Raw genomic sequence first — 22,993 nt, 5'->3', positions numbered from 1 at the left:
CGCCGGTGATCTATGGACCGCGCCCCTGGGCCGGATACTATCGTTATCCTTATTGGCACGGCGGATATCGGGGCTATTACGGCCGCGGTTACTATGGCCCTGGTTACTACTACAGACGTGGTTACTACGGGTATCGCGGGTGGCGCCACCAGGTGGCCGCAAGCGCACCGCTCACTGCGCCTCGCCGCCCGCCATCGACTCGATGATGGTGTGGAGTTGCCTGCTCATCGGCAGGTCGAGGCTGGTGCCCGACGGCAGGCGGCGCAAGAACCAGCGCTTGTACTGGCGATCGATTTCCCCATCCGCCGCGAGCTCCTGGAAGGTATCCCTCACCACTTGCGCGAGCCGCGGGTCGTCCTTGCGAAACATGATGCCGTACGGGTCATAAGACAGATAGTCGCCGACCACGCGGTACTCGCCGCCCGCGCCGGCATGCTCCGCGATCAGGCCATACAGCAGAACGTCGTCGGTGGCGAAGGCATCGGCCTTTCCCTCGGCCACCTGCGCGAAGCCCTGCGCGTGGTCAGGCACCACCTGCAATTGCATCCCCAGCCTGAACTTCTGGTCAAGATCGCGTAACGCCTTCTCGTTGGTGGTGCCGGCCGTCACCGCTACCTTCCTGCCAGCGAGGTCGCGGAACGAGCCGATCGGCGAGCCTTTCTTGACCATCACCTTGGTGCCGGCCACGAAAATGATCGGCGAGAAAGCCACCCGTTTCTGGCGCTCCACGTTGCTGGTCGTAGAGCCGCATTCCAGATCGACACGGCCGCCGACCACCGCGTCAATGCGGTTCTCGGCTGTAACAGGCACCCACTGGATGGTCAGGGTGCGGTTGACCGCGTCCCCGATGGCCGACACGAGCGACTTGCACAGCTCGATCGAATAGCCGATCGGCTCGTTGCGCGCGTTCAGATACGAAAACGGCACCGACGACTCGCGGTAGCCCAGCGCGATCGCACCCGACTCCCGCACCTTGGCCAGCGTGCCCGTCAGCGCGACGGGCGCGGCGGTGTCGGGAACCGGACGGGATGACTGCGGGTCGTCCTGTGCCCGCACTGCGGCACCCGCCACCAGCAGCCCCGCGATGGCCAGCATCGACCAGAATCGCTGCGTCTTCATGGCACAGTCCCTGTCAGCTTTCCGCCGGATGGGCCAGCGTCGCGCCGAGTTCGGCGTCGATGCGCGCCGCGTTGGCCGCGGCGTCGGCTTCTGACAGCAGCGCCCCTTCCCACTTGCCGACCACCGCGCTCGCAATCGAGTTGCCCACCGCGTTCGTCGCCGAACGGCCCATGTCGAGGAACGTATCCACGCCCAGGATCAGCAGCAACCCGGCTTCTGGAATGCCAAACTGGTTGAGCGTGGCGGCAATCACCACCAGTGAAGCGCGCGGCACGCCGGCCATCCCTTTGGACGTCAGCATCAGGATCAGCAGCATGGTCAGCTGCGTACCCAGCGAGAGGTGCATGTTGTACGCCTGGGCGATGAACAGCGTCGCGAACGTGCAATACATCATCGAGCCGTCGAGGTTGAACGAATAACCCATCGGCATCACAAAGCTGGAAATCTTGCGATTTACGCCGAAACGGTCGAGCGCGTCGAGAATCTTCGGATACGCGGCCTCCGAACTCGCGGTCGCGAAGGAAAGCATGAATGCTTCCTTGATCAGCGCCAGCAGCTTGAACACGCGCGGCCCGAGGAACACGAAGCCAGCCGCCGTGAGCACCGCCCACAACAGGAAAAGGCTGAGGTAGAAGTCGCCCATGAAGACCGCGAACTTCAACAGGATAGTCAGCCCGTTGACGGCCACGGTAGAGGCCATCGCCGCCAGCACCGCCAGCGGCGCGAGCTTCATCACGTAACCGGTGATCTTGAGCATGACGTGCGAGAGCTGGTCGATCGCGGCCACCAGCACCTTGCCCTTCTCACCCAGCGCGGCGAGCGCAATGCCGAAGAACATCGAGAACACGACGATCTGCAGGATTTCGTTGTTGGCCATCGACTCGGCGAAGGACCTGGGAACCATGTGACCGACGAAGTCCTTCAGCGTGAACTTGGCGGTGGCCAGGTTCGCCGACGCGCCAATGTCGGGCAGCGGCAGCCCAAGATTCTCGCCGGGCCTGAGCAGATTGGACATCAACAGGCCGAGCAGCAGCGAGACCAGCGAAGCGGTGACGAACCAGCCTAGCGCTTTCGCGAACACGCGACCGACCGAGGCCGCGTCGCCCATGTGCGCAATGCCGACCACGAGCGTAGAGAAGACGAGCGGGCCGATCACCATCTTGATCAGACGCAGGAACACGTCCGACACCAGCGAGATGTAGCCCGCGATCTCGGTGGCAGCCTTCTTGTCCGGAAAACTCGTGTAGATCATGTAGCCGATCCCGATGCCCAACAGCATCGCGATCAGAATCCAGATGGCCGCGGCATTTTTTCTGTTCATCTCGAAGCCTCCATGCACTACGCGTGTATTGCGGATGGAAAGGTCGAAACAGGATGCGCCAGGCGTTGCCCGGAATGCTATCTACAACGTTCAAGACTGTCCGGCAGCGGAATATCACATGCCGGAGGGCAAAGACTGCGCCCGTAGTGCGTCGGGCCCGTGGAGTTCGGCCCGTCCCGACAGCTTACGGTAGTCGTCGAATACTCAGAGTGTAGCGTTTCGCTCATCCAGAGTCGACGATCTAACCGCGCAGACTTCCATCGCGGGCGACGAGGCGCCATCAAGCACCGTCCCCCTCGTTCAGCGATGGCGAAAACACAACGGCCTGTCTGGGCTGGGTCAGCATCGACGGTTGCAGGATTTCGTCGAGTTGCGCCCGGCTCAGCAGCCCCTTCTCCACGACGATCTCGGCGACGCTTCTGCCCGACGCGAGCGCCTCGCGCGCCACCTGCGTCGCGTTGGTATAACCGATATACGGATTGAGCGCCGTCACGATGCCGATCGAGTTCTCGACGAGCGCATGAAGCCGGTCACGATTCGCCGTGATCCCCTCGACACACTTCGAAGCAAGCGTGAGGCATCCCGCACGCAGGTGTGCAATGCTCTTGAAGAGGCTATGCGCAATCAGCGGCTCGAACGCATTCAATTGCAGCTGACCGGCTTCTGCCGCAAAGCTCACAGTCACGTCATTGCCGATGACTTCAAAGGCGATCTGGTTGACGACTTCCGGAATGACCGGGTTGACCTTGCCAGGCATGATGCTGGAACCCGCCTGGACGGGCGGCAGATTGATCTCGCCAAAGCCCGCGCGCGGACCGCTCGAAAGAAGCCGAAGGTCGTTACACGTCTTGGAGAGCTTGATCGCCACGCGCTTGAGCACGCCCGACAACTGGACGAACGAGCCCACGTCTTGCGTCGCCTCGACGAGATTGGGTGACGTAATGACGGGTACGCCCGTGATGCTGGCAAGATGCCGGCACGCAAGCGCAGCGTATTCGGGCGAGGTGTTAATGCCGGTGCCGATGGCCGTTGCGCCAAGATTGATCTCGCAGATCAGCTTCAACGCTTCCATGAGCCGCTCTTCGTCTTCTCCGAGCATGACCGCGAACGTGCTGAACTCCTGACCGAGCGTCATCGGAACCGCGTCCTGCAATTGCGTTCGCCCCATCTTGAGGTCGTCGCGGAATTCCTCTGCCTTGCGTTCGAATGAGTGACGCAATATCCCCATCGCATGCACCAGCTGAACGATCCCCATGTACGTCGCGATCTTCAACGCGGTCGGGTACACGTCATTCGTGCTTTGACCGAGATTGACGTCTTCGTTGGGATGCAGCAGCGCGTAGTCGCCGCGCGCGTGGCCAAGCTGTTCGAGCGCCAGATTGGCGATCACTTCGTTCGCGTTCATGTTGGTCGACGTGCCCGCACCGCCCTGAATGACGTCGACAACGAACTGGTCATGCGCGATGCCGTTGCGGATCTCACGGCACGCGTGAACGATCGCCTTCATCTTGTGTTCCGCAAGCAGGCCGAGGTCGTAGTTGGCCATGGCCGCCGCCTCTTTCACGCACGCCAGCGCGTTGACGAGATTCGGATACGTCGAGATCGGGATGCCGGTGATCGGGAAATTGGCAAGTGCGCGAAGCGTGTGCACACCGTAGTAGGCGTCGTTCGGCACGGGCAGATCGCCAAGAAGATCGTGCTCGATCCGTTCATTGGATGGGGACATCGTGTCGCTCCGTTAGCGTGTCAGTGATGGCTCGACGGCACCCGATGCATTCAGGCAACGGGTTCGTCGCGTCGACAGAATTGGCGTTACGTTGTGCTCGTGCGAGCGGGTGACTCGCTGGCCGCCGTTGCATGCGCGATGCACTGCCGGGCCAGCACGTCGGTTGGATCGATCAGCCTCGCGCGCGCGCCGCTTCTGCCCGTGAACTCGCTGTGTGGCAGCAGCAGCGGGAGTTCGGTGCAGCCAAGCACGATGACTTCGACACCTTCTGCAATCAGGCCTTCGACAGCTTCAGCGATGTCTTCCTGACATTGCCCCGTCGTGAACCCTGCCTTCACGCCGTCCTTGCCGTAGATCGCTTCCATCACGCGCGCCTGGAGTTCGGGTCCCGGCGCAATCTGGCGAAGCCCCTGCGATTCAAGCGCTTTTTCATAAACACCGCTCGCAATCGTGCCCGAGGTCGCGAGCACGCCGATCTCGCGTTGCGCCGGATACGACTCGCGCAGATAGCGGACCGTTTCCGTCAGCATGTTCACGATGGGAATGCCGAGGTACGGCTGGATGCGTTCCACAAACGCGTGGGCGGTGTTGCACGGAATGGCGATGATGTCGGCATCGCCCTCCTCCAGCCGCTTGCACGTTGCATACAGCGACACCGTCGGGTCCGCGCCGTCGCCAATCAGATTCTCGGTACGATCGGGAATCTGCGGGTTCTGTTCGACCAGCAGCCTGATGTGATCCTGGTCCCGTTGGGCCGGTGTGTTGCGCACGATCTTGTCGAGGAAATCAATCGTCGCAGCGGGGCCGACGCCGCCCACGACCCCAACCTTGAACACACCCGAGGGCGGGTCGTATTGGCCCGACACGACGTGCTGCGCGTACACGAGGTTGGGATCGATCAGCGGCACATTCAGCAGACGGATTTCATCCGCGACGAGCGCGATTTCGGTCATGCCCGGAACGATGACATCGACGCCTTGCTCGATAAGATCCGCGCAAGCGTTGTGCAGCAGTTCGACCGGCCGGCCGCGCAGATGGCCGGTCTTGATGCCTTCCTGGCCGTACACCGCTTCGGTGACGAGGTCGATGCCGTCATCCATGCGCGGATGGACAACCTCGAACTCCGGCGGCGTGAAGTAACGCTCGAACAGACGCTTCTCCCGCGTGTAGTCCGAGGCGAGGATGCCTATGCGACGCGCTCCGCGAAAACGCTTGCGGATGTGATGACGCACCGCTTCCACCATATCGACGATCTGCAGGGTCGTGTTCGATTTCAGTTCGTCGATGAAGGTGTGACTGAGAAAGCAGGGAAGCACGACTGTCGTCACGCCCCGCTTTTCAAAATCGCGGATCATGTTGAAGATGTACAGCTTGCGCTCGGTCGTGGCGGCGCTTCCCACGCCGGAGCTCCTGAACGGATGCTGCTGGAAAATCAGATCGGCGTGCTCGGCGTCCGTCGACGGCGGCATCGCCTTGACGAGCTTGAAGAACACGTCCGCGCTTCCCAGCGGCCCAAGGCCGCCGACGATACCGTACTTGCGTCTGTTGTCGACATTGCCGGACGTCATTTCGCTCCGACCTCCGCCTGATCGAACAGCGGCGCATCCACAGGCTCGCTTTGCCGGCGGCCCTCCCACTTTGCAATGACGGCGGTCGCTACGCTATTGCCGATGACGTTCGTCATGGTGCGTCCCATATCGAGGATCTGATCGATGGCGAGCACCATCGTCACGCCTGCTGCAGGCAGATGGAACATCGGCGCCACCGCGGCGACGACGACCACCGAACCGCGCGGCACACTGGCCATGCCCTTGCTGCTCAGCATCAGCACCAGCAACATGAAGATCTGCTGCGAAACAGGCATGTCTACGCCGAAGGCCTGCGCGATGAAGATCGCGGCAAACGCCTGATACATCATCGAGCCATCCAGATTGAATGCATAGCCCAGCGGCAGCGTGAAACCGACGACCTTCTTGTCGACGCCGAACTTCTCCAGCTGCTCCGTCAGACGCGGATAGGCTGCCTCGCTGCTGGCCGTCGAGAAGGCGATCATAGCCGGCTCGCGCACAGCCTTGAGCAAGGTGCCGACGCGACGGCCGAGGAACACATAGCCAACGCCCGTCAGAATCGCCCACAACAGCGCCAGGCCCAGATAGAACGAGCCAATCAGCTTGCCGTACGTGTAGAGCACATCCACGCCCCGCAGCGTCACCGCCGAAGCAATGGCCCCGAACACGCCCAATGGCGCGGCGCGCATCACATAGTTGGTCAGGCGCAGCATGACGGGCACCATCCCGTCGATGACCTTGATGACGACCATCACGCGTTCGTCTTTCTTCAACGCACTGAGTGCGAGTCCGAGCAGGACGGAGAACACCAGAATCTGCAGGATGTCGTTGCGCGCCATCGCATCCATCAGGCTGGTCGGAAACGCGTGCGTGATGACGTCCTTGACGTTCAACGCCGACGTATTGAGCCCGGTACTCACCTCACCGGCATTCTCGACCAGATGGAGGCCGGCGCCCGGCTGCAGCAGATTGGCCAGCACGAGACCCAGACCCAGAGACAGCAACGATGCACAGATGAACCAGCCCACCGAGCGCAGGCCGATACGGCCGACATCCTGCCCGCTGTCCATCCCCGCCAGCCCGGACACGAGGGTCGCGAAGACCAGCGGCGCGATGATCATCTTGATGAGCCGCAGAAAGATGTCCGTGACGATCGAGAAATAACCGGCCACGGCCTTGACCGTCGCCGGGTCGGACAAGCTCGTGTGACACACGTAGCCAGCAACGACCCCGAGCACCATCCCCGCGGCAATATTCAGAGTAAGGCGATTTTTCATGTCCATCCGTCCTTGAGTGGCGCACTGCAATCGCAAGGCGACTGCAGTGCACTGGAAGAGGTCTGGAGCGACGTCGGCCTTACGTCGCGTCAGAATCAGAACGGATGGTAGAGATGGTCAAAAACACGTGAATGCAAGTGCTGCATGCGGGCATGCGAAATCCGCATAAGGCGGGAAAACCCTAGCGCGTCACGGGTGAAACGGCACGAAGATGTTGCCAGAGCGTATCCAGAAACTCATTGCGGTTGGATGCGTCGCGGTAGACGCGAAGCTCGATCTCCAGATTCCACGCAGACGGCCCAGCGGGAACCAGTTCGCCCTCGTCGAGTTCGGCGGCGATGGCGCTCTTCGGCAACCACGCGAGTCCTTCGCCCTCCATGACGAGCTTCTTGAGCACTTCGGCCATGTCCGACTCATAGTGAAGCCGCAAGGCGGGCGTATCGGAAGCCCGGCTGAGCAGCAAGGCAAGACAACGTCCGAAGTAGCTCGTTTCCGTGTACGAAATGTGCGGCAAGGGCTGCTTCGTCGTTCCCGGCAGGCGGAACAACGGAGCCAGACGCGGGTTCGGCCGGCTCGCAGGCATGAGCGTATCGATACCGACCGTGACGTGCTCATACTTCACTGGATCGAGATGCAGCGGTAGTTCGGGATGGTGGTACGCGAACATCAACTCGCAATTGCCGTTCACGAGCATCAGGATCGAGTCGTGCACATTGGTGGGCACCACACGTGCGCGCACTTCGCCAAGGTGAGTCGAAAGATGCTTGAGCCACGCAGGCAGGAAGCTCAACGCGATCGTGTGCCCGGCTGCAATCTGCAGGCTCTTGCCGGCGATGCGTTGCTCGGTACGGATGATCGCGCGGGTATCGAAGAGCTTGTTCAGGACGTCGTCGGCGACTTCGCGGAACAGTTGCCCCGCAGGCGTCAGGACGGGAGGAAAGCTGCTGCGGTCGATCAGTTCCGCGCCAACCCATTGTTCGAGAGACTGAATGCGCCTGCTGAATCCAGATTGAGTGACGTTCCGGAATTCTGCTGCGCGTGAAAAGCTCTGGTACTGAGCGAGGGCAATGAAGTCCTCGATCCACTTGATTTCCATAGCGAAGGGGTAGCCTTGTGGGACACGGGCATTCTACCTACGTTGACGAGTGAGAAACCGCGACGGTACTAAACGGGATTCATCGCCGAAAGGTCGGTCAGGGAGCCCCTGCTTGCGAAGAAACGTGCGTCGGAAACAAGGCGGCCAATGTCGCTTCATCTACCATCCCGCTTGCTGCAAGCCCGTGATCGGCCTGAAAACGGGCAATCGCCGCGATGGTTCGCTTTCCGATCACGCCGTCGACCGGTCCAGGCTTGTAGCCCTGTCTCGCGAGTTGAAGCTGGATATCGAATGGATCACGATGAACCACGACGGGTTTTGTGAGGTCCTGAACCGAGCTTTGAATCACGTGCCCATTCGTTGCATCGATCTCGAAGACAACACGGCGTGACGCCGATGCCTGGTCCAATGTCACGTTATAGGTCTTTGCGCGTTCTACCCACTCCACTGTACGAACTGCGAAATCGGACGCCGGACGTTTGTACATATCGGTCGCGGCGCCCACGGTCTTGTCGGCGGCTGCGCGTGCATCGAGCGGTTCGACTGGTTTGACGTTCAAACATAACATTGCGAAAGCGGCAAACAACAGGAGACCGAGCAGCATCGTGAAGTGCGACCCGTTTGCTCTCCAGATTGCGCGCTTTCTGCTTTTATCGTCAGTGGGATCTCTTAGAAAATTAATCAGAAGACCCTGACAAGTCGAAGCACTCCAGATAGAAAAAGCAAGCGCCGCCCACGACAACAGCAGCAGGACAATGTAGTTCGAACTACTGGGCTTGCCGAGCAGATTGCCCGAGAACGCCGCTGTCAGTGCGAAAATGGCACTCGAAAGCGTCACAATGCCTTTCGAGAATTCACTGAGAACCGTCCACGGACTCGGCGGAGGATCGGGCGATGGCGGAGGAGAAGACATATGAAGGCTTTGCCGGGTCCGCTATTTCTTGATCACGCAAATGAACTGATCCAGATTGAAGGCTAGCCAATGCACCACGTCGAACGCCGTAATATTTCTTTCGTATTCCATCTGCTTGAGAATCTGATACAGAAAGATCGGTACGGCTGCCTGGTAGGCTTGCGTCAGCTTCTCGACGTTTCCTCCCGGTATGTTCCAGGTGGGATGCGGATCTTCAGTGACGAGGCTAATGACGCCAGCCATGAAGTCCACGGCCTGTGGACTCGTCTGTATCCCCGTGTTGTTGTAGAAATCGTTGCACGCCTGCTGAACGCTCTGCAATATCGGAGGAATCATGTTAACTCCGTAGCGGCACATGCATGGACACCCATCGCAGTCTCCCGCCTGCGCGAGCCTGAACTGCAACTGGCCCTGAGATAGAACAGCAACAACTCGCGATCCATCGGTTGACGCTTATATCCGAGGATAAGATTTCGGCGATGCGCGTATGTGTGGCGTCGCACACACCATTGCATTTCCCTTTTTCAAGCCTCGCACCTCGCACCGCACGCTTCGATGCATCTCCCGCACCGTTTGCGATCACGCGCGCCCCATTGTCGATAGCGCCGCGCCTTTTCTCTCCCACCCGTCTTCTGTCCGTCCGGCACCGTTCCGGCAAATCCGGTAACCCTGGCCGCATATTCCTGCCAACTATGGTCGCCCCGAAGACAGCCGCGACAATTCGGCCTGGAAGTCGCTAAGAATCGTGCGTTCCCAACCTGCGCACCGCCGCAAGGCAAGCGCCAAGGACGACCGCGATGCGACTCAAGAAAATCCCTACGACCGTAGTGACCGGCTTTCTCGGCGCCGGCAAGACGACACTCGTCAATCACATCCTCGACGCGACACGGCCCATGCAGATCGGCATCGTCGTGAACGAGTTCGGCGAAGTGGGTATCGACGGCCAGTTGATCGTCGCCGACGAACAGGCCGTCATCGAAATCAACAACGGCTGCGTGTGCTGCACGGTGCGCGCGGACCTCGTCGCGAGCGTGCGCGATCTGCTCGCGCGCTTCGGCGACCAGCTGGAACGGCTGATCGTCGAGACCTCGGGCCTGGCCGATCCCGCGCCTGTCTTGCAGACCTTTCTCGCCGATCCCGACGTGCGCGAGCGCGTCGAACTGGAATCGGTGGTCGCCGTTATCGACGCATTGCATGCCGATGCGCAACTCGACGACGACATCGCAAGAGAACAGGTGGTATTCGCCGACCGGATCATCGTCAACAAGACCGACCTCGCCTCGCCGCAAGCAGTCGATGCGCTCGTCGAACGCATCCGCCAGCTCAATCCCACCGCGCAGCTCGACTTCGCGAATCACTCGGCCGTCACCGTCGATTCGCTGCTGGGCGTGCGCAGCTTTTCGCTCGACAACCTGCTCGCCGTCGAACCCGATCTGCTCGACGAAGCAGCCCATGACCACGAACACGACGACACCATTGCATCGTGCGCGTTCGTCGTGCCAGGCGCGCTCGACGCAACGCGCTTCAACCGCTGGATCAATCAGCTCGTGCAGACCGACGGCCAGCAACTGCTGCGCATGAAAGGCGTGCTCAACCTGCACGACGAGGCGAGGCGGCTGCATTTTCACAGCGTTCACATGCTGCTCGACGCGAAGTTCGGCAAGCCATGGTCACGCGACGAACACCGCGAGAACCGCTTCGTGATGATCGGCAGAAACATCGACGCCGTGCGCATGCGCGACGGTCTATTGAGTTGCATGCACTAACCCTTTTCACTCAACTTCCTTGAAGGAGCACGCAAATGAAAAAGCCTGAGGCGTACACATTGAGCATCGGCGTTCTTGCTGTCGCCGACACATGGCTCACGGGAACCCTGCTTCCCGTCCCCGTCTGGGTGACGTTCATCGCCTGGGCATCGTTCTTCGTGCTGGGCGGCGGCCGAGGCGGCTTCGTCAAGAGCGTCGCGTCCAACCTCACGGGACTCGTGATCGCCTCGCTGACGCTGCTGTGCATTGCGGCGACGAGCGGCGGCGCATTCGCGGCCGCCGTGCTGGTCGGCATCGGCAGCGCGGCGATGGTGCAGGCGTCGAAGCTCAAGCTGCTCGACGTGTTGCCCGCGATCGTGTGGGGCTTTGCATCGACAGTCGGCACCACCGTCGCCACCGGCAAGGCGATCACGACGGCGGGCATCGGCAACCCCGCGCTCGTCGCCGCTGCCGCGCTCGTGACGGGCGCGGCGTTCGGCTTCGTGTCGGAAGTCGTGGGCGAAGCGCTCGCATTCAGGCGCGAGCACCGGCTTGGCTAAGTCTCTCTTCACCACTCTGCGGAGCGAACCGTGAAATTACAGCATCACCTTGGCGGCATTGAAAACCTCGGCCCTGTCAGCACCGAGACGCGCGTATTCGTCGAGCCGTGGGAAAAGCGCATCTTCGGCATTCATACCGTGATGATGGCCGAGAGCGCGCATCTGGCGAACGCGCTGCATCCCTACCCGATCGATCAGCTGCCGACCACGTTCAAGAACGACTGGACATGGGCGTCGCTGCGCACGGGCGCCGAAGACATGCAGCCATTCGATTACTTCAAGTACCGCTACTACGAGAAGTGGCTAGGCGGCATTTCGCAGTTCTTCGTCGATCAGGGCTACATCACGGCGGAAGAACTCGCGCAGAAGACGGCGCACTATCGCGCGAGCCCGGATGCCACCTTGCCGCACAAACCGGACACAGCCCTCGCCGCGCAGGTCGATTCATATCTGCAAAACGGCGATTCGGGCTATCACACGCTCGAACGGGAAGCACGCTTTGCAAAAGGCGACACGGTGCGTATCGCCGACCCCGACGCCGTCGATCACACGCGTCTGCCCGGCTATCTGCGCAACAAGACGGGCACCGTCGATCTCGTCTATCCGGGCGCGTTCTCGTACTTCGTGTCGACGGGCGTGGACGGCATCGGCGAGCCGATGCCCGTCTACCGGATCGCCTTCGATACCGCCGACATCTGGGGCGAAGGCAAGAGCGAAGCGAACACGACCCTCTACGCCGACCTGTACGAAGCCTACGTGCAGCCGGCCAACTAAACCGACAGCGAGACCAGCATGACCCAACAGTTCGAATATCCGGAAGACCGCGAAGCATCGAGTGCGGCCAAGGTCCGCGCACTCGAAGCGTTGTTGATCGAGAAAGGCGTGATAGGCAGCGATTCCGTCGATGCCGTGCTCGCACACTTCGAGACGATGGCAGGCCCGTTCAACGGTGCGAAGATCGTCGCGCACGCGTGGGTCGATCCGGCGTACAAGCAAAGGCTCATTGAAGACACGCCCAAAGCGATTGCCGAGCTTTCGCTGCCGCTTGGCATGGCGGGTGCGGAAGGCGAGCACATGGCCGCCGTCGCCAACGACGCCGACGTGCACAACCTGATCATCTGCACGCTGTGCTCGTGTTACCCGTGGCCCGTGCTCGGCCTGCCGCCGTACTGGTACAAGGACCCGGTGTTTCGCGCGCGCGGCGTGCGCGAACCGCGCGCGGTGTTGCAGGAATTCGGCGTGACCGTGCCCGCGGATAAGGAAGTGAAGGTGTGGGACAGCAGCGCGCAAATCCGCTGGTTCGTCGTGCCTGAGCGTCCCGCGAACACGGAGCATCTGAACGAGGAGGAACTCGCCGCGCTCGTCACGCCGGAATCGATGATGGGCGTCGCGCTCGTCGCCGCGCCTGCGGCCTGAGGACATCGCCATGTTCACGCGCTTCGAGGAATACGCCGCGGCATCGATGCTCGGCACGCCGGACTCGCCGCCGCGTCTGGACGGCAAGCTGTTCTTCACCAACCGCTGGGAACGCGACGTGTTCGGGCTCGCGCTGTCGCTATCGAAGGCGGGCTGCTTCGAATGGGAAGACTTTCGACAGAGCCTGATTGCGTCGATCGCGAAGTGGGAAACGATCGACTGCGAGAACCAGCCGCGCTGGGACTACTACGAACGCTTTCTCGAAGCGTTGTTGAACGTGGTCGAAGCGAGCGGCGTGCTATCGCGCGACGAACTCGCGCGAGTCGTCACGGCGCGGCGCGCGGCGGCTCAATCGTGAGCGGAACATTCTGAACATTCAATCACACTCAAGAGGTCATTCATGAACGATGCTGTGCTCCAACCCGTAGACGCGCTCACGCCCATTCCATTGCGCGAGCTATTGCCCTGGATCGTGTTCGGCGGCCTGCTGATGTTGCTGGTGCTGTACTTTGTCGGCGCGGAGGAAGGCGCGACGTCGCTGGTGCCCGGTATGTACGTGCATGAGTTCGTGCACGACGGGCGCCATCTGCTCGGCTTTCCCTGCCACTGACAAGGAGACCATCATGGTCGGCAAGCTGTTGATGCACGGCATGCTCGCGGGTGTCGTCGCGGGGTTGATCGCGTTTGGATTCGCGCGCGTGGCGGGCGAGCCGCAGGTCGATCGCGCGATCGCCTTCGAGGAACATACGCACGCCACGGAAGGCGACGCGCACGAACCCGAACTGGTGAGCCGCGACACGCAAGCCGGTCTCGGTTTGCTGACGGGCGTCGTCGCGTACGGCGCGGCGTTTGGCGGGCTCTTCGCGCTGACCTTTGCGTGGGCGTGGGGACGCGTCGGCAAGCTCGGCGCACGGCCACTCGCCGCGTGGCTTGCGCTGGGCGCGTTCGTCGCGCTCGTCGTCGTGCCGAATCTCAAGTATCCCGCCAACCCGCCGTCCGTCGGCGATCCGGAGACGATCGGCTATCGCACGGGACTGTTTTTCCTGGCCATCGCAATCTCGGTCGCGATCATGGTGTTGTCGCTGAACGTGCGCAGCGTCGCCGCGCGGCGCTTGGGCGCATGGAACGGCGCGCTGGCGGGGCTGCTCGCGTTCGTCGTGATGCTGACCGCCGTGCTCGCGGCCTTGCCCGCCATCGACGAAGTCCCGGCCGCTTTCCCTGCCACGCTCTTGTGGAAATTCCGCATCGCCGCGATCGGCATGCAGGCCGTGATCTGGGCGACGCTAGGCGCGCTGTTCGGCGTGCTCGCCGAACGCCTCGGGCTCGCGGACTCGCCCGCGCGCCGCAATGCGCGCGAAGCGAGCGCAGCAACGCAAGCTTTTTGACCGCCCGGACGCATCGGACATTGCCGTATAGACTAACCGTTCGCGGCGCTCGCGTAAGCGGGCGCCCGTCTTCCAGCGTATTCGGACACTCGCGATGAAACGCATCAAGGTCGGCATGCTTGTCTTTCCCGGTTTCCAGCTGCTCGATATCGCCGGGCCGAGGGATGCGTTCGCCGAAGTGAAGATACTGAGCAAGGGCGAGTGCGAATACGAAATGCTGACGGTCGGCACGACGCGCGGCGCGGTGCAATCGTCGAGTGGCTTGAACACCATGCCCGACCGCACGATCTTCGACGTATGCCCCGAGTTCGACACGATCATCGTGCCCGGCGGCCTCGGCATCTTCGACACGTTCGACGACCCGGCGTTGAGCGGCTGGCTCAGGACACAGCACAGGCATTGCCGCCGCGTGTCGGCGATCTGCAACGGGCTGTTTGCGCTCGGCGCGGCGGGCCTGCTCGACAACAAGGTGGTGACGACACACTGGATGGACGTGCCTCGCCTTGCCGCGACGTTTCCTAAGGCGAAGATCGAACCGGATCACATCTTCGTGCAGGACGGCAATATCTACACGACAGCGGGCGTGACGGCGGGCATCGATCTGTCGCTCGCCATGATCGAAGACGACTTCGGCCGCCAGATGGCGCTCGATGTCGCGAAGTATCTGATCGTCTATCTGCGGCGCGCGGGCGGGCAGTCGCAATTCAGCCCGCTGCTGGAGACGCAGGCGTCGCCGGGTTCGCAGATGGTCGCGCTGCAGCAGTTCATGCTCGACAACCTGCATGTCGACCATACGGTGGCGTCGCTCGCCGAACGCGTGCACATGAGCGCGCGCAACCTGTCGCGACTGTTCGCCAAGGAATGCGGCATCACGCCGATGACGTTTCTCGCCAATGCGCGTATCGATGCAGCGAGGCGCTTTCTCGAAGCCACCGACCTGTCGCTGCGCGACATCGCGCAACGCTGCGGCTTCGACGACACCGACGGATTTCGCCGGACCTTCCATCGCCGTCTGCAGATCAACCCGGCCGACTATCGCGACCGGTTCAGATCGAAGAAGCCGCTCGTAGAGAAGAAGAAATTGGCAGCGCCGCGCGGGGAGTCTCGCGTGTCTGCCACGGTGTCGAATAGCGCAATGCGTGACCCGCGCTAATACTGTTTGCAGCTCACGACGAGCTTGCGCGTCGGATAGCTGCCGTAATCGGTGTGGTTTCTGCTTTCCTGGCGATCCACCACATCGTAGCCGCCCGGACATGTTTTCCTTGCCGCCTTGTCGCAGATCTTCCAGCTATAGAGCAGGCCGTCACACGCAATCACCGCACCGTCGCGGCCGTTCGTGAGCGTCGGCTTGACAGTCGCGCTGCACGCGGTCAGAAAAAACATCAGGAGAATCGCGCTGCGCCGCATCAGATTCCCTCGGTGTGAGTGGATCGTCCGATTATAGAAGCCGATGCGCGCAGATAACGGGAGCGAACGCACGCTCCCGCTCAACTCGATGCACTCAGTGCTGCGGAATCTTCCCGCCGAGTTCGTCGTCGATGAACGCGCGGACGATGTCCTTGAACGACGCGTCGCCGTGCAGCCCAAGCTGCGTCGCGCGCGATACATCCCATCGCGCAGGCCAGCTGCCGACGATCTTCTCGACACGCTCGTCCGCCTTCCATTCGATGCGCGCCGCGACCGCCTCGCCCGCCACTTCGCGCAGCGCGGCGACCATTTCGTCGACCGTCACCGACACGCCCGGCAGGTTCACGGTGCGGCTCTTGCCCAACGCCGCGCTGTCGATCTCGCTACCCGCGATCAGACACTCGATCGCCTTGCGCGGCGACAGCAGCCACAAGCGTGTCGAGCCGCGCACGGGGCAGACGGCCGGCTCGCCAGTCAGCGGCTCGCGAATGATGCCGCTCGCGAACGACGACGCCGCCGCATTCGGCTTGCCCGGCCGCACGCTGATGGTCGGCAGCCGCAGCACGCGGCCATCGACGAAACCGCGCCGTGCGTAGTCGTTGAGCAGCAGCTCGGCGCCCGCTTTCTGCGCGCCATACGACGACTGCGGATTGAGCGCGGTTTCGTCGAGCACGACATCGGGCAAGTCGCCGCCGTAGACGGCGACCGAACTCGTGAACAGAACGCGCGGCCGATGCCCGCGCGCGCGGCACACGTCGAGCAACAGCCGCGACGCGTCCAGATTGATACGCATGCCAAGCTCGAAATCGGCTTCCGCCTGGCCGCTGACGATCGCCGCGAGATGGAAGATCGCCGCCGTCTTGTCGTCGATCAGACGTTCGAGCACGCTGCGCTCGGCAATGTCGCCGACTTCGACGCGCACGCGTTCGTCTTTCGGACCTTGCGCCGCGACGACGTCGAGCAACACCAGTTCGGTAATCGGCTGACGCTGTCCGTCCGTGCCCTTCAGTTCGCCGCGCGCGAGCAACTCGCGCGCGAGACGCTGGCCGAGAAATCCCGCGCCGCCCGTGATCAGTACTTTCATGTTCCTGTTAATCCTCAGTGTGTCTGTCGAACGCGCTCAGGTACAACCTCAGCCGCGTGCCTTCACGTATGGCCTGATCCATCCAAGTCCATCGGACGTGCCCGCACGCGGCCGGTATTCGCAGCCGATCCAGCCGTCGTAACCCAGTTCATCGATCAGCGAGAACAGATACGGATAGTTCACTTCGCCGATATCCGGCTCGTGCCGCTCGGGTACGCCCGCAATCTGGATATGACCGATGCCCTTCATATCGCGCTTGAGCTTCACGGCGAGATCGCCTTCGACGATCTGGCAGTGGTAAAGATCGAACTGCACTTTCAGGTTGGCCGCGCCGACTTCCGCGCAGATCGCCTGCGCATCGTCCTGCCGGTTCAGAAAGAAGCCGGGGATGTCGCGCGTGTTGATCGGCTCGATGACGACGGTGATGCCGTCCGCCTGCGCGGCCTTCGCTGCGTACGCGAGGTTCTTCAGATACACCTCGCGATGCGCGGCGCGCGATTGCTCCGGCTTGATCAAACCCGCCATCACATGCAGCTTGTCGTTGCCGAGCACGCGCACGTAGTCGAGCGCCGTGTCGACGCTGCGGCGAAACTCGTCCTCGCGGCCCGGCAACGACGCGATGCCGCGCTCGCCCGCCGCCCAGTCGCCGGGCGGCGCATTGAACAACGCCTGGGTGAGGCCATGCTCGTCGAGGCGCGCCTTCAGATCGGCAGCGGGAAAGTCATAGGGGAACAGGAACTCCACGGCCTCGAAACCGTCGCGCGCCGCAGCGGCGAAGCGATCGAGAAACGCGTGTTCGTTGTACATCATCGTCAGATTGGCGGCGAAGCGAGGCATCGAAGCAACTCCTTTTAAAGCACGTTTAGCGGTTCACGAGCCGCGCGGGCGTCAGCCAGGTGGCGAGCGCGCCGATCACGAGCATCGCGGCGAGCACGTACATGCCGGACTGCGTGCTGTGCGTGAGGTCCTTAAGATAGCCGATCATGTACGGACTCGCGAAGCCCGCCAGATTGCCGATCGAATTGATGATCGCAATACCCGCCGCCGCCGTCGCGCCCGACATGAACGCCGTCGGCAGCGACCAGAACAGCGGCGCGCAAGTCAGCACGCCCGCTGCCGCGATCGACAGGGACGCGATCGATACGACCGTGTTGTCAGCAAACGAAGCCGCGACCGTGAAGCCGACAGCACCCGCGAGCGCAGGGCCGATCAGATGCCAGCGGCGCTCGCGGCGCTTGTCCGCGCTGTGGCCCATCACGTTCATCACGACGATCGCGACCAGAAACGGAATGGCGCTCAACAGGCCGATCTGGAACGCGCCCGTCACGCCCGTCGATTTAACGAGCGTCGGCATCCAGAACGTCAACCCATATTGACCCGTGACGAAAGCGAAATAGATCAGCGACATCCACCACGTGCGCGGATCGCGAAACACAGCACGCACCGAATGCGACTTCGCTTTTTCTTGCGGCTGCGCGGCGATTTCATCGGCGAGCAGTTTCTTCTCGCGCGGCGTGAGCCATTTCGCGCTGGCGATGCCGTTGTCGAGATACAGAATCGTCGCGATGCCGATAGCGATGGCGGGCACCGCTTCGATCACGAACATCCATTGCCAGCCCGCGAATCCGTGATGCGAATCGAAGCTCTGCATGATCCAGCCCGACAGCGGATTGCCGAAAATGCCCGACACGGGAATCGCCGACATGAACACTGCGATGATCTTCGCGCGACGATGCGACGGGAACCAGTAGGTCAGGTACAGGATCACGCCGGGATAGAAACCGGCTTCGGCAAGGCCGAGCAGAAAGCGCAGCGCGTAGAACTGCGCGGGCGTCTTCACGAAGACGAAGAGCGCGGACATCACGCCCCAGGTGATCATGATCCGTGCGATCCAGATCCGCGCGCCGAGCTTGTGCATCAGGATATTGCTCGGCAATTCGAACAGGAAGTAACCGACGAAGAACACACCCGCGCCCAGCCCGAATACGGTTTCGCTGAACGCGAGGTCCTGCGACATCTGCAGCTTCGCGAAGCCGACGTTGACGCGGTCCAGATACGCGACCACGTAACACAGCATCAGGAACGGCACGATGCGCCAGAACACCTTGCCGTAGGTGCGTTCGATTTCGGCCGCGCCGGGTTGGCCGGCTGCGTCGGCGGTTGAGGCGGGGCGAGCGGATGCCGCCTGATAGCTAGTCATGCACTGTCTCCTTCGGATGGCGCCGGTTGTTGGCCGACCGCTTCATGGCGGTCGGTCCTCCGGCTTTATGCCTGGTTGGTCATGCGGATGGTCCGCGGCGTTCGCGGACCGTTGAGCCTTTACGCGTGCGAGCGATTCACCAGCGCGCACCGAACACCGCGCGCAACTCTTCGAGCGCGGCTTCGTCGAGTGAGGCGGGACGCGGGTTCGTCATCAGCCACAGGCGCGCTGTCTCTTCGAGTTCTTCGAGCACGTACGAAGCCTGAGAGACGGACCGCTCCCATACCACCGGCCCGAGCCGTTCGAGCAGCACGCCGCGCACGCTTTCGGCGAGCGCCGCGATCTGTTGCGCGACCTGCGGATCGCCGGGACGCCGGTAGCGGATCAGCGGAATGTGGCCGACCTTCATCACGTAGTACGGCGTGATGGGCGGCAGCACGTCGGCATCGTTCCAGACGCCCGCGAGCGTCAGCGCGACGAGATGCGTCGAATGCGTGTGCACGATGCCGCGCGCCTCGCGGTTGCGCTCGTAGACGCCGCGATGCAGGGCGAGCGTTTTCGACGGCTTGCCGCCTGAAACAGCGTTGCCTTCGAGATCGACCTTCGCGATCTGCGCGGGGTCGAGACGGCCGAGACACGCGTCTGTCGGCGTGATCAGCCAGCCGTCGTCGAGGCGCGCGCTGATGTTGCCCGCGCTGCCGACGGTGTAGCCGCGCTCGTACAGGCTCGCGCCCGTCACGCAGATTTCTTCGCGGACTTTCGCCTCGCTGTTCGCGTGGATGGCGAGCGTCATTGCGCGCCTCCGTCGAGTTGACGCAGCGCCTTCGCGAAGAAATCGACGGCGCCGAAGTTCCCCGACTTGAGCGCGAGCGCGAGCGGTTGCGCACCGATGGTCGCGGTCGCCGGCACGCCGGGATCAATCTGCTTGCCGATGCGCAGCATTTCGACGTCGAGCGCCTGCACCACGGCGCCCGATGTCTCGCCGCCCGCGACGACGAACTTGCGCACGCCGAGATCGTGCAGCCCGCGCGCGATCGCAGCCAGCGTGCGTTCGACCAGTTCGCCGGCCTGCGCGACGCCGAGTTCGCGTTGCGTGGCCTTCACGTCGTCCGGCGATGCCGTTGCGTAGATCAGCACGGGCTGAGGCTGCGCCGCATTCATATGCTCGCGCGCGAAGGCGAGCGCCTGATCGACGACGGGCTCGCCGCGCGCGGCCGCCAATGGATCGATGCGGAACGCGGGGCGCGTTTCGCGCCATGCGGCAACCTGCGCGTTGGTCGCTTTCGATGCGCTGCCCGCCAGCACGGCCGACGCGCCTTCGACGCGCGGCAGTTCACCCGCATCGGCGGCGTCGTCGAGCAGGCCGGCGCGGCGGAAATTGCCCGGCAAGCCGAGCGCGACGCCCGAGCCGCCCGTGATCAGCGGCAGTTCCGCGCAGGCCTCGCCGAGCGTGTAGAGATCGGCGTCCGAAACAGCATCGGCGATCGCCATGCGCACACCGTCGCGGCGCAGCGCATCGATCGACGCGCGCACGGCTTGCGGGCCTTGCGCCACCACGTCATGGCGTACGAGGCCGACTGTCGAGCGCGTCTGCCGTTGCAGCACGCGCACCAGGTTCGCGTCCGTCATCGGCGTAAGCGGATGATGCTCCATGCCCGATTCGTTGAGCAGCACGTCGCCCACGAACAGATGTCCGCGATAGATCGTGCGGCCGTTCTCCGGAAACGCCGGGCACGCGATCGTGAACGGCGTGCCGCCGCCGGCGGCCGACAGCGCATCGAGCAGCGCATCGGCGACGGGGCCGATATTGCCTTGATCCGTCGAATCGAAGGTCGAGCAGTACTTGAAGAAGAACTGGCGGCAGCCTTGCGCGCGCAGCCATTCGAGCGCGGCGAGCGACTGCGCGACGGCATCGGCGGCGTCGATGGTGCGTGACTTCAGCGCGACGACCAGCGCATCGGCTTCGATGTGGGTATCGGCAGTAGGTACGCCGATGGTCTGGACGGTGCGCATGCCGCCGCGCACCAGCATGTTCGCGAGGTCGGTCGCGCCGGTGAAGTCGTCGGCGATACAGCCGAGCAGAGGCTTGCGGGTAGAGGTGGTCATCTCTTTCGGCTCCGCTTAGCGCTTCGGCGGCACGTCGATGCCGGGGAAAATCTTGATGACGGCGGAATCGTCTTCGCCGCCATGCCCCGCCGTCGACGCCATCATGAACATCTGATGCGCCGCCGCCGACAACGGCAGCGGAAACTTCGAGCGGCGCGCGGTATCGAGCACGAGACCGAGGTCCTTGACGAAGATATCGACGGCGGAAAGCGGCGTGTAGTCGCCGTTGAGAATGTGCGGCACGCGGTTCTCGAACATCCACGAGTTGCCCGCGCTGTGCGTGATGACGTCGTAGAGCGCGTCGGGGTCGACGCCTTCGCGCAGGCCGAGCGCCATGGCTTCGGCGGCGGCGGCGATGTGCACGCCTGCGAGCAGCTGGTTGATGATCTTCACCTTCGATCCCGCGCCATGCTGGTCGCCGAGGCGATAGACCTTGCCCGCCATCGCGGCGAGCACGTCGTCGCAGGCGGCGTAGGCGGCGGCGGGGCCGGAGGTCATCATCGTCATTTCGCCCGATGCCGCGCGCGCCGCGCCGCCCGATACGGGCGCGTCGAGCAGGTGCAAGCCGGCCGCTTCGACGCGGCGGCCGAGGTCGATGGCGAAGTCGGGCGCAACGGTGGCGCAGGCGATCACGACGCCGCCCGGCTTCATCGCGCGAACGGCGCCTTGCTCACCGAACAGCACGGTTTCGGTTTGCGCCGCATTGACGACGAGCGTGACGACGACGTCGCATCGCGCGCCGAGTTCAGCGGGACTTGCGCAGGCCTTGCCGCCATCGGCGACGAACTGGTCGAGCACTTCGCGGCGCACGTCGCACGCATGCACATTGAAGCCGCCGCGCAGCAGCGAGCGCGCGACGCCCATTCCCATCGCGCCAAGACCGATCACTCCGACATTTCTGGACATACCCTTCCCCTACGAACAATGCTTCGGACAACGGCTCGCGCGTGTCGCGAGCGCACGTGTGTGTGGATCAGCAGATGCCGGCCTCGGCCAGGCGGCGGGCGGCGTTGTACATATGCGTTTGCGCGGCGTTGCGGGCGGCCATTGGATCGCCTGCGCGAATCGCGGCGACGATTGCGGCGTGCTCGTCGCGCACCTGACGCGAGAAGTCCTCGCGCAGCGCTTCGTTGCGGCGCGTGATGACGGTGCCTGCTTCGAGATACTGGTTGAGGAACGTTAGGGTCTTCAGGAAATACGGGTTGCCCGTCACGGTGGCGATGGTGCGATGAAACGCGACGTCTTCAGCGACACCGTCCCGGCCTTCGGCGACGGCTTCGTCGATCTTTTTGAGGACGGCGTCGATTGCCAGCATGTCGGCGTCCGTGCGGCGCATGGCAGCCTCCGCTGCGACTTCGGCTTCGATCGCGCGGCGCACTGCGAGGATGTGCAGTACTGAGCCGCCTTCCATTGCTTCTGCGTAGTCGATTCGCAGCGGGCGGATCGCGCCGTGGACTGACACGTACACGCCGCTGCCCTGGCGGGGCTCGACCACGCCTTCGTTCTTCAGGCGCGAGATGGCTTCCCTGATGACTGTGCGGCTTACGCCGAATTCTTGCGATAGCACGGCTTCTGTCGGCAGCTTGCCGCCGCGGGCGAAGGTGCCTTTGTCGATTTGCGCGAGCAGTTGTTGGGCGACGGTGTCGCTGAGTGCCCGGCTCGGGATTTTTTCGAACATATCAGTGGATTTGCCATGTCATAGGGTCATCATACAAATTTGCCTGCGGCGCGGGGTATGGGGGGAAACCCTCGGGAATGTGCCCTCGCGGCGCGGGCGTTGCCAGGTCGGGGGTTTTTGCGCCTTTGCGCTGGCGTCCGCGTTTTGTTATCGCGCTTCGCGCGTCGCGGTTTGGTGTTTTGGTGTTTTGGTGTTTGCGCTTGCATTCGCGATTTGTTTGCGTGCTTCAGGCGCGTCGCTGTTTGGTGTTTTTCGCCTTTGCGCTGGCATCCGCGTTTTGTTAGCGCGCTTCACGCGTCGCCCCTGTGCGGGGCGGCACCTACTTTTCTTTGCCGCCGCAAAGAAAAGTAGGCAAAAGAAAGCGGCTCACACCGCCAATTCTTGACCTTTGC

Annotated in this window: 24 protein-coding genes; 8 read left to right on the top strand and 16 right to left on the bottom strand. The window is 62.8% G+C overall.

Going from position 1 to position 22,993, the window contains the following annotated elements; translation table 11 throughout:
* Positions 1-171 precede the first annotated feature (171 nt).
* From C2L66_RS17840 to C2L66_RS17805, 8 genes are all read right to left on the bottom strand, one after another.
* Positions 172-1,119, bottom strand: a complete 948-nt coding sequence (locus C2L66_RS17840) for an amino acid ABC transporter substrate-binding protein (protein WP_060604119.1) — start codon at positions 1,117-1,119, stop codon at positions 172-174.
* A gap of 13 nt (positions 1,120-1,132) precedes the next feature.
* On the bottom strand, positions 1,133-2,440 hold the full coding sequence (locus C2L66_RS17835) for a dicarboxylate/amino acid:cation symporter (RefSeq protein WP_054932942.1): 1,308 nt from the start codon (positions 2,438-2,440) through the stop codon (positions 1,133-1,135).
* A 280-nt stretch (positions 2,441-2,720) separates the two neighbouring features.
* Entirely contained in the window at positions 2,721-4,166 is a 1,446-nt protein-coding gene (aspA, locus tag C2L66_RS17830) for an aspartate ammonia-lyase (protein ID WP_060604123.1), read from the bottom strand.
* An 86-nt stretch (positions 4,167-4,252) separates the two neighbouring features.
* Positions 4,253-5,734, bottom strand: a complete 1,482-nt coding sequence (cuyB, locus tag C2L66_RS17825; RefSeq protein ID WP_060604126.1) for a cysteate racemase — start codon at positions 5,732-5,734, stop codon at positions 4,253-4,255.
* Positions 5,731-7,011 carry a dicarboxylate/amino acid:cation symporter gene (locus C2L66_RS17820; RefSeq protein ID WP_060606968.1) on the bottom strand — a complete coding sequence of 427 codons (1,281 nt, stop codon included), beginning with the start codon at positions 7,009-7,011 and terminating at the stop codon, positions 5,731-5,733. The genes cuyB and C2L66_RS17820 overlap by 4 nt, the downstream gene beginning before the upstream one ends.
* A gap of 181 nt (positions 7,012-7,192) precedes the next feature.
* On the bottom strand, positions 7,193-8,107 hold the full coding sequence (locus C2L66_RS17815) for a LysR substrate-binding domain-containing protein (protein WP_060604129.1): 915 nt from the start codon (positions 8,105-8,107) through the stop codon (positions 7,193-7,195).
* Between the two features lie 97 nt (positions 8,108-8,204).
* Positions 8,205-9,020: a peptidoglycan-binding domain-containing protein gene (locus tag C2L66_RS17810; RefSeq protein ID WP_082433959.1), complete on the bottom strand. Its 816-nt coding sequence runs from the start codon at positions 9,018-9,020 to the stop codon at positions 8,205-8,207.
* Positions 9,021-9,041: 21 nt separating this feature from the next.
* Complete coding sequence (locus C2L66_RS17805; protein ID WP_060604136.1) at positions 9,042-9,356, bottom strand: hypothetical protein; 315 nt, start codon at positions 9,354-9,356, stop codon at positions 9,042-9,044.
* Positions 9,357-9,817: 461 nt separating this feature from the next.
* On the opposite strand from C2L66_RS17805, the gene C2L66_RS17800 reads away from it, so the two are divergent.
* From C2L66_RS17800 to C2L66_RS17765, 8 genes are all read left to right on the top strand, one after another.
* Positions 9,818-10,786, top strand: coding sequence for a CobW family GTP-binding protein (locus C2L66_RS17800; protein WP_060604139.1), 969 nt, complete (start codon positions 9,818-9,820; stop codon positions 10,784-10,786).
* A gap of 35 nt (positions 10,787-10,821) precedes the next feature.
* Positions 10,822-11,325 carry a DUF1097 domain-containing protein gene (locus C2L66_RS17795; RefSeq protein ID WP_054932949.1) on the top strand — a complete coding sequence of 168 codons (504 nt, stop codon included), beginning with the start codon at positions 10,822-10,824 and terminating at the stop codon, positions 11,323-11,325.
* Positions 11,326-11,355: 30 nt separating this feature from the next.
* Positions 11,356-12,099 carry a nitrile hydratase subunit beta gene (gene nthB / locus C2L66_RS17790; RefSeq protein WP_060604142.1) on the top strand — a complete coding sequence of 248 codons (744 nt, stop codon included), beginning with the start codon at positions 11,356-11,358 and terminating at the stop codon, positions 12,097-12,099.
* Between the two features lie 18 nt (positions 12,100-12,117).
* On the top strand, positions 12,118-12,741 hold the full coding sequence (nthA, locus tag C2L66_RS17785; RefSeq protein ID WP_054932951.1) for a nitrile hydratase subunit alpha: 624 nt from the start codon (positions 12,118-12,120) through the stop codon (positions 12,739-12,741).
* A 10-nt stretch (positions 12,742-12,751) separates the two neighbouring features.
* Entirely contained in the window at positions 12,752-13,099 is a 348-nt protein-coding gene (locus C2L66_RS17780; RefSeq protein ID WP_060604146.1) for a nitrile hydratase accessory protein, read from the top strand.
* A 42-nt stretch (positions 13,100-13,141) separates the two neighbouring features.
* Complete coding sequence (locus C2L66_RS17775) at positions 13,142-13,351, top strand: CbtB domain-containing protein (protein ID WP_054932953.1); 210 nt, start codon at positions 13,142-13,144, stop codon at positions 13,349-13,351.
* Between the two features lie 13 nt (positions 13,352-13,364).
* Complete coding sequence (locus C2L66_RS17770) at positions 13,365-14,126, top strand: CbtA family protein (RefSeq protein WP_060604149.1); 762 nt, start codon at positions 13,365-13,367, stop codon at positions 14,124-14,126.
* 94 nt (positions 14,127-14,220) lie between these two features.
* A complete protein-coding gene (locus tag C2L66_RS17765) occupies positions 14,221-15,279 on the top strand; it encodes a GlxA family transcriptional regulator (protein WP_054932955.1) in 1,059 nt (352 codons plus the stop codon).
* Here the strand turns inward: C2L66_RS17765 and C2L66_RS17760 are convergent.
* The 8 genes from C2L66_RS17760 to C2L66_RS17725 form a co-directional block, all read right to left on the bottom strand.
* Positions 15,276-15,509: a hypothetical protein gene (locus C2L66_RS17760; RefSeq protein ID WP_224099899.1), complete on the bottom strand. Its 234-nt coding sequence runs from the start codon at positions 15,507-15,509 to the stop codon at positions 15,276-15,278. The genes C2L66_RS17765 and C2L66_RS17760 overlap by 4 nt on opposite strands.
* A 118-nt stretch (positions 15,510-15,627) precedes the next feature.
* Positions 15,628-16,617: a D-erythronate dehydrogenase gene (gene denD / locus C2L66_RS17755; RefSeq protein WP_060604151.1), complete on the bottom strand. Its 990-nt coding sequence runs from the start codon at positions 16,615-16,617 to the stop codon at positions 15,628-15,630.
* Positions 16,618-16,665: 48 nt separating this feature from the next.
* A complete protein-coding gene (gene otnI / locus C2L66_RS17750; protein ID WP_054932958.1) occupies positions 16,666-17,454 on the bottom strand; it encodes a 2-oxo-tetronate isomerase in 789 nt (262 codons plus the stop codon).
* Between the two features lie 25 nt (positions 17,455-17,479).
* On the bottom strand, positions 17,480-18,817 hold the full coding sequence (locus C2L66_RS17745; protein ID WP_054932959.1) for an MFS transporter: 1,338 nt from the start codon (positions 18,815-18,817) through the stop codon (positions 17,480-17,482).
* A 136-nt stretch (positions 18,818-18,953) separates the two neighbouring features.
* Complete coding sequence (gene otnC, locus C2L66_RS17740; protein ID WP_060604154.1) at positions 18,954-19,610, bottom strand: 3-oxo-tetronate 4-phosphate decarboxylase; 657 nt, start codon at positions 19,608-19,610, stop codon at positions 18,954-18,956.
* Positions 19,607-20,923 carry a 3-oxo-tetronate kinase gene (otnK, locus tag C2L66_RS17735; RefSeq protein ID WP_060604157.1) on the bottom strand — a complete coding sequence of 439 codons (1,317 nt, stop codon included), beginning with the start codon at positions 20,921-20,923 and terminating at the stop codon, positions 19,607-19,609. Before otnK ends, otnC begins: the two co-directional genes overlap by 4 nt.
* A gap of 15 nt (positions 20,924-20,938) precedes the next feature.
* Entirely contained in the window at positions 20,939-21,829 is an 891-nt protein-coding gene (ltnD, locus tag C2L66_RS17730) for an L-threonate dehydrogenase (protein ID WP_060604159.1), read from the bottom strand.
* A 67-nt stretch (positions 21,830-21,896) separates the two neighbouring features.
* Positions 21,897-22,601, bottom strand: a complete 705-nt coding sequence (locus tag C2L66_RS17725) for a FadR/GntR family transcriptional regulator (RefSeq protein WP_060604162.1) — start codon at positions 22,599-22,601, stop codon at positions 21,897-21,899.
* Positions 22,602-22,993: the final 392 nt, after the last annotated feature.

Origin of the sequence: Paraburkholderia caribensis, assembly GCF_002902945.1 — a bacterium.
GTDB lineage: Bacteria > Pseudomonadota > Gammaproteobacteria > Burkholderiales > Burkholderiaceae > Paraburkholderia > Paraburkholderia caribensis.
This window is presented reverse-complemented; position numbering and strand designations above follow the sequence as displayed.

What these genes read in the sequence shown, in the direction of transcription:
- C2L66_RS17840 (WP_060604119.1), bottom strand. Translation starts at nt 1,119, where the DNA reads ATGAAGACGCAGCGATTCTGGTCGATGCTGGCCATCGCGGGGCTGCTG.
- C2L66_RS17835 (WP_054932942.1), bottom strand. Translation starts at nt 2,440, where the DNA reads ATGAACAGAAAAAATGCCGCGGCCATCTGGATTCTGATCGCGATGCTG.
- aspA (WP_060604123.1), bottom strand. Translation starts at nt 4,166, where the DNA reads ATGTCCCCATCCAATGAACGGATCGAGCACGATCTTCTTGGCGATCTG.
- cuyB (WP_060604126.1), bottom strand. Translation starts at nt 5,734, where the DNA reads ATGACGTCCGGCAATGTCGACAACAGACGCAAGTACGGTATCGTCGGC.
- C2L66_RS17820 (WP_060606968.1), bottom strand. Translation starts at nt 7,011, where the DNA reads ATGAAAAATCGCCTTACTCTGAATATTGCCGCGGGGATGGTGCTCGGG.
- C2L66_RS17815 (WP_060604129.1), bottom strand. Translation starts at nt 8,107, where the DNA reads ATGGAAATCAAGTGGATCGAGGACTTCATTGCCCTCGCTCAGTACCAG.
- C2L66_RS17810 (WP_082433959.1), bottom strand. Translation starts at nt 9,020, where the DNA reads ATGTCTTCTCCTCCGCCATCGCCCGATCCTCCGCCGAGTCCGTGGACG.
- C2L66_RS17805 (WP_060604136.1), bottom strand. Translation starts at nt 9,356, where the DNA reads ATGATTCCTCCGATATTGCAGAGCGTTCAGCAGGCGTGCAACGATTTC.
- C2L66_RS17800 (WP_060604139.1), top strand. Translation starts at nt 9,818, where the DNA reads ATGCGACTCAAGAAAATCCCTACGACCGTAGTGACCGGCTTTCTCGGC.
- C2L66_RS17795 (WP_054932949.1), top strand. Translation starts at nt 10,822, where the DNA reads ATGAAAAAGCCTGAGGCGTACACATTGAGCATCGGCGTTCTTGCTGTC.
- nthA (WP_054932951.1), top strand. Translation starts at nt 12,118, where the DNA reads ATGACCCAACAGTTCGAATATCCGGAAGACCGCGAAGCATCGAGTGCG.
- C2L66_RS17780 (WP_060604146.1), top strand. Translation starts at nt 12,752, where the DNA reads ATGTTCACGCGCTTCGAGGAATACGCCGCGGCATCGATGCTCGGCACG.
- C2L66_RS17775 (WP_054932953.1), top strand. Translation starts at nt 13,142, where the DNA reads ATGAACGATGCTGTGCTCCAACCCGTAGACGCGCTCACGCCCATTCCA.
- C2L66_RS17770 (WP_060604149.1), top strand. Translation starts at nt 13,365, where the DNA reads ATGGTCGGCAAGCTGTTGATGCACGGCATGCTCGCGGGTGTCGTCGCG.
- C2L66_RS17765 (WP_054932955.1), top strand. Translation starts at nt 14,221, where the DNA reads ATGAAACGCATCAAGGTCGGCATGCTTGTCTTTCCCGGTTTCCAGCTG.
- C2L66_RS17760 (WP_224099899.1), bottom strand. Translation starts at nt 15,509, where the DNA reads ATGTTTTTTCTGACCGCGTGCAGCGCGACTGTCAAGCCGACGCTCACG.
- denD (WP_060604151.1), bottom strand. Translation starts at nt 16,617, where the DNA reads ATGAAAGTACTGATCACGGGCGGCGCGGGATTTCTCGGCCAGCGTCTC.
- otnI (WP_054932958.1), bottom strand. Translation starts at nt 17,454, where the DNA reads ATGCCTCGCTTCGCCGCCAATCTGACGATGATGTACAACGAACACGCG.
- C2L66_RS17745 (WP_054932959.1), bottom strand. Translation starts at nt 18,817, where the DNA reads ATGACTAGCTATCAGGCGGCATCCGCTCGCCCCGCCTCAACCGCCGAC.
- otnC (WP_060604154.1), bottom strand. Translation starts at nt 19,610, where the DNA reads ATGACGCTCGCCATCCACGCGAACAGCGAGGCGAAAGTCCGCGAAGAA.
- otnK (WP_060604157.1), bottom strand. Translation starts at nt 20,923, where the DNA reads ATGACCACCTCTACCCGCAAGCCTCTGCTCGGCTGTATCGCCGACGAC.
- ltnD (WP_060604159.1), bottom strand. Translation starts at nt 21,829, where the DNA reads ATGTCCAGAAATGTCGGAGTGATCGGTCTTGGCGCGATGGGAATGGGC.
- C2L66_RS17725 (WP_060604162.1), bottom strand. Translation starts at nt 22,601, where the DNA reads ATGTTCGAAAAAATCCCGAGCCGGGCACTCAGCGACACCGTCGCCCAA.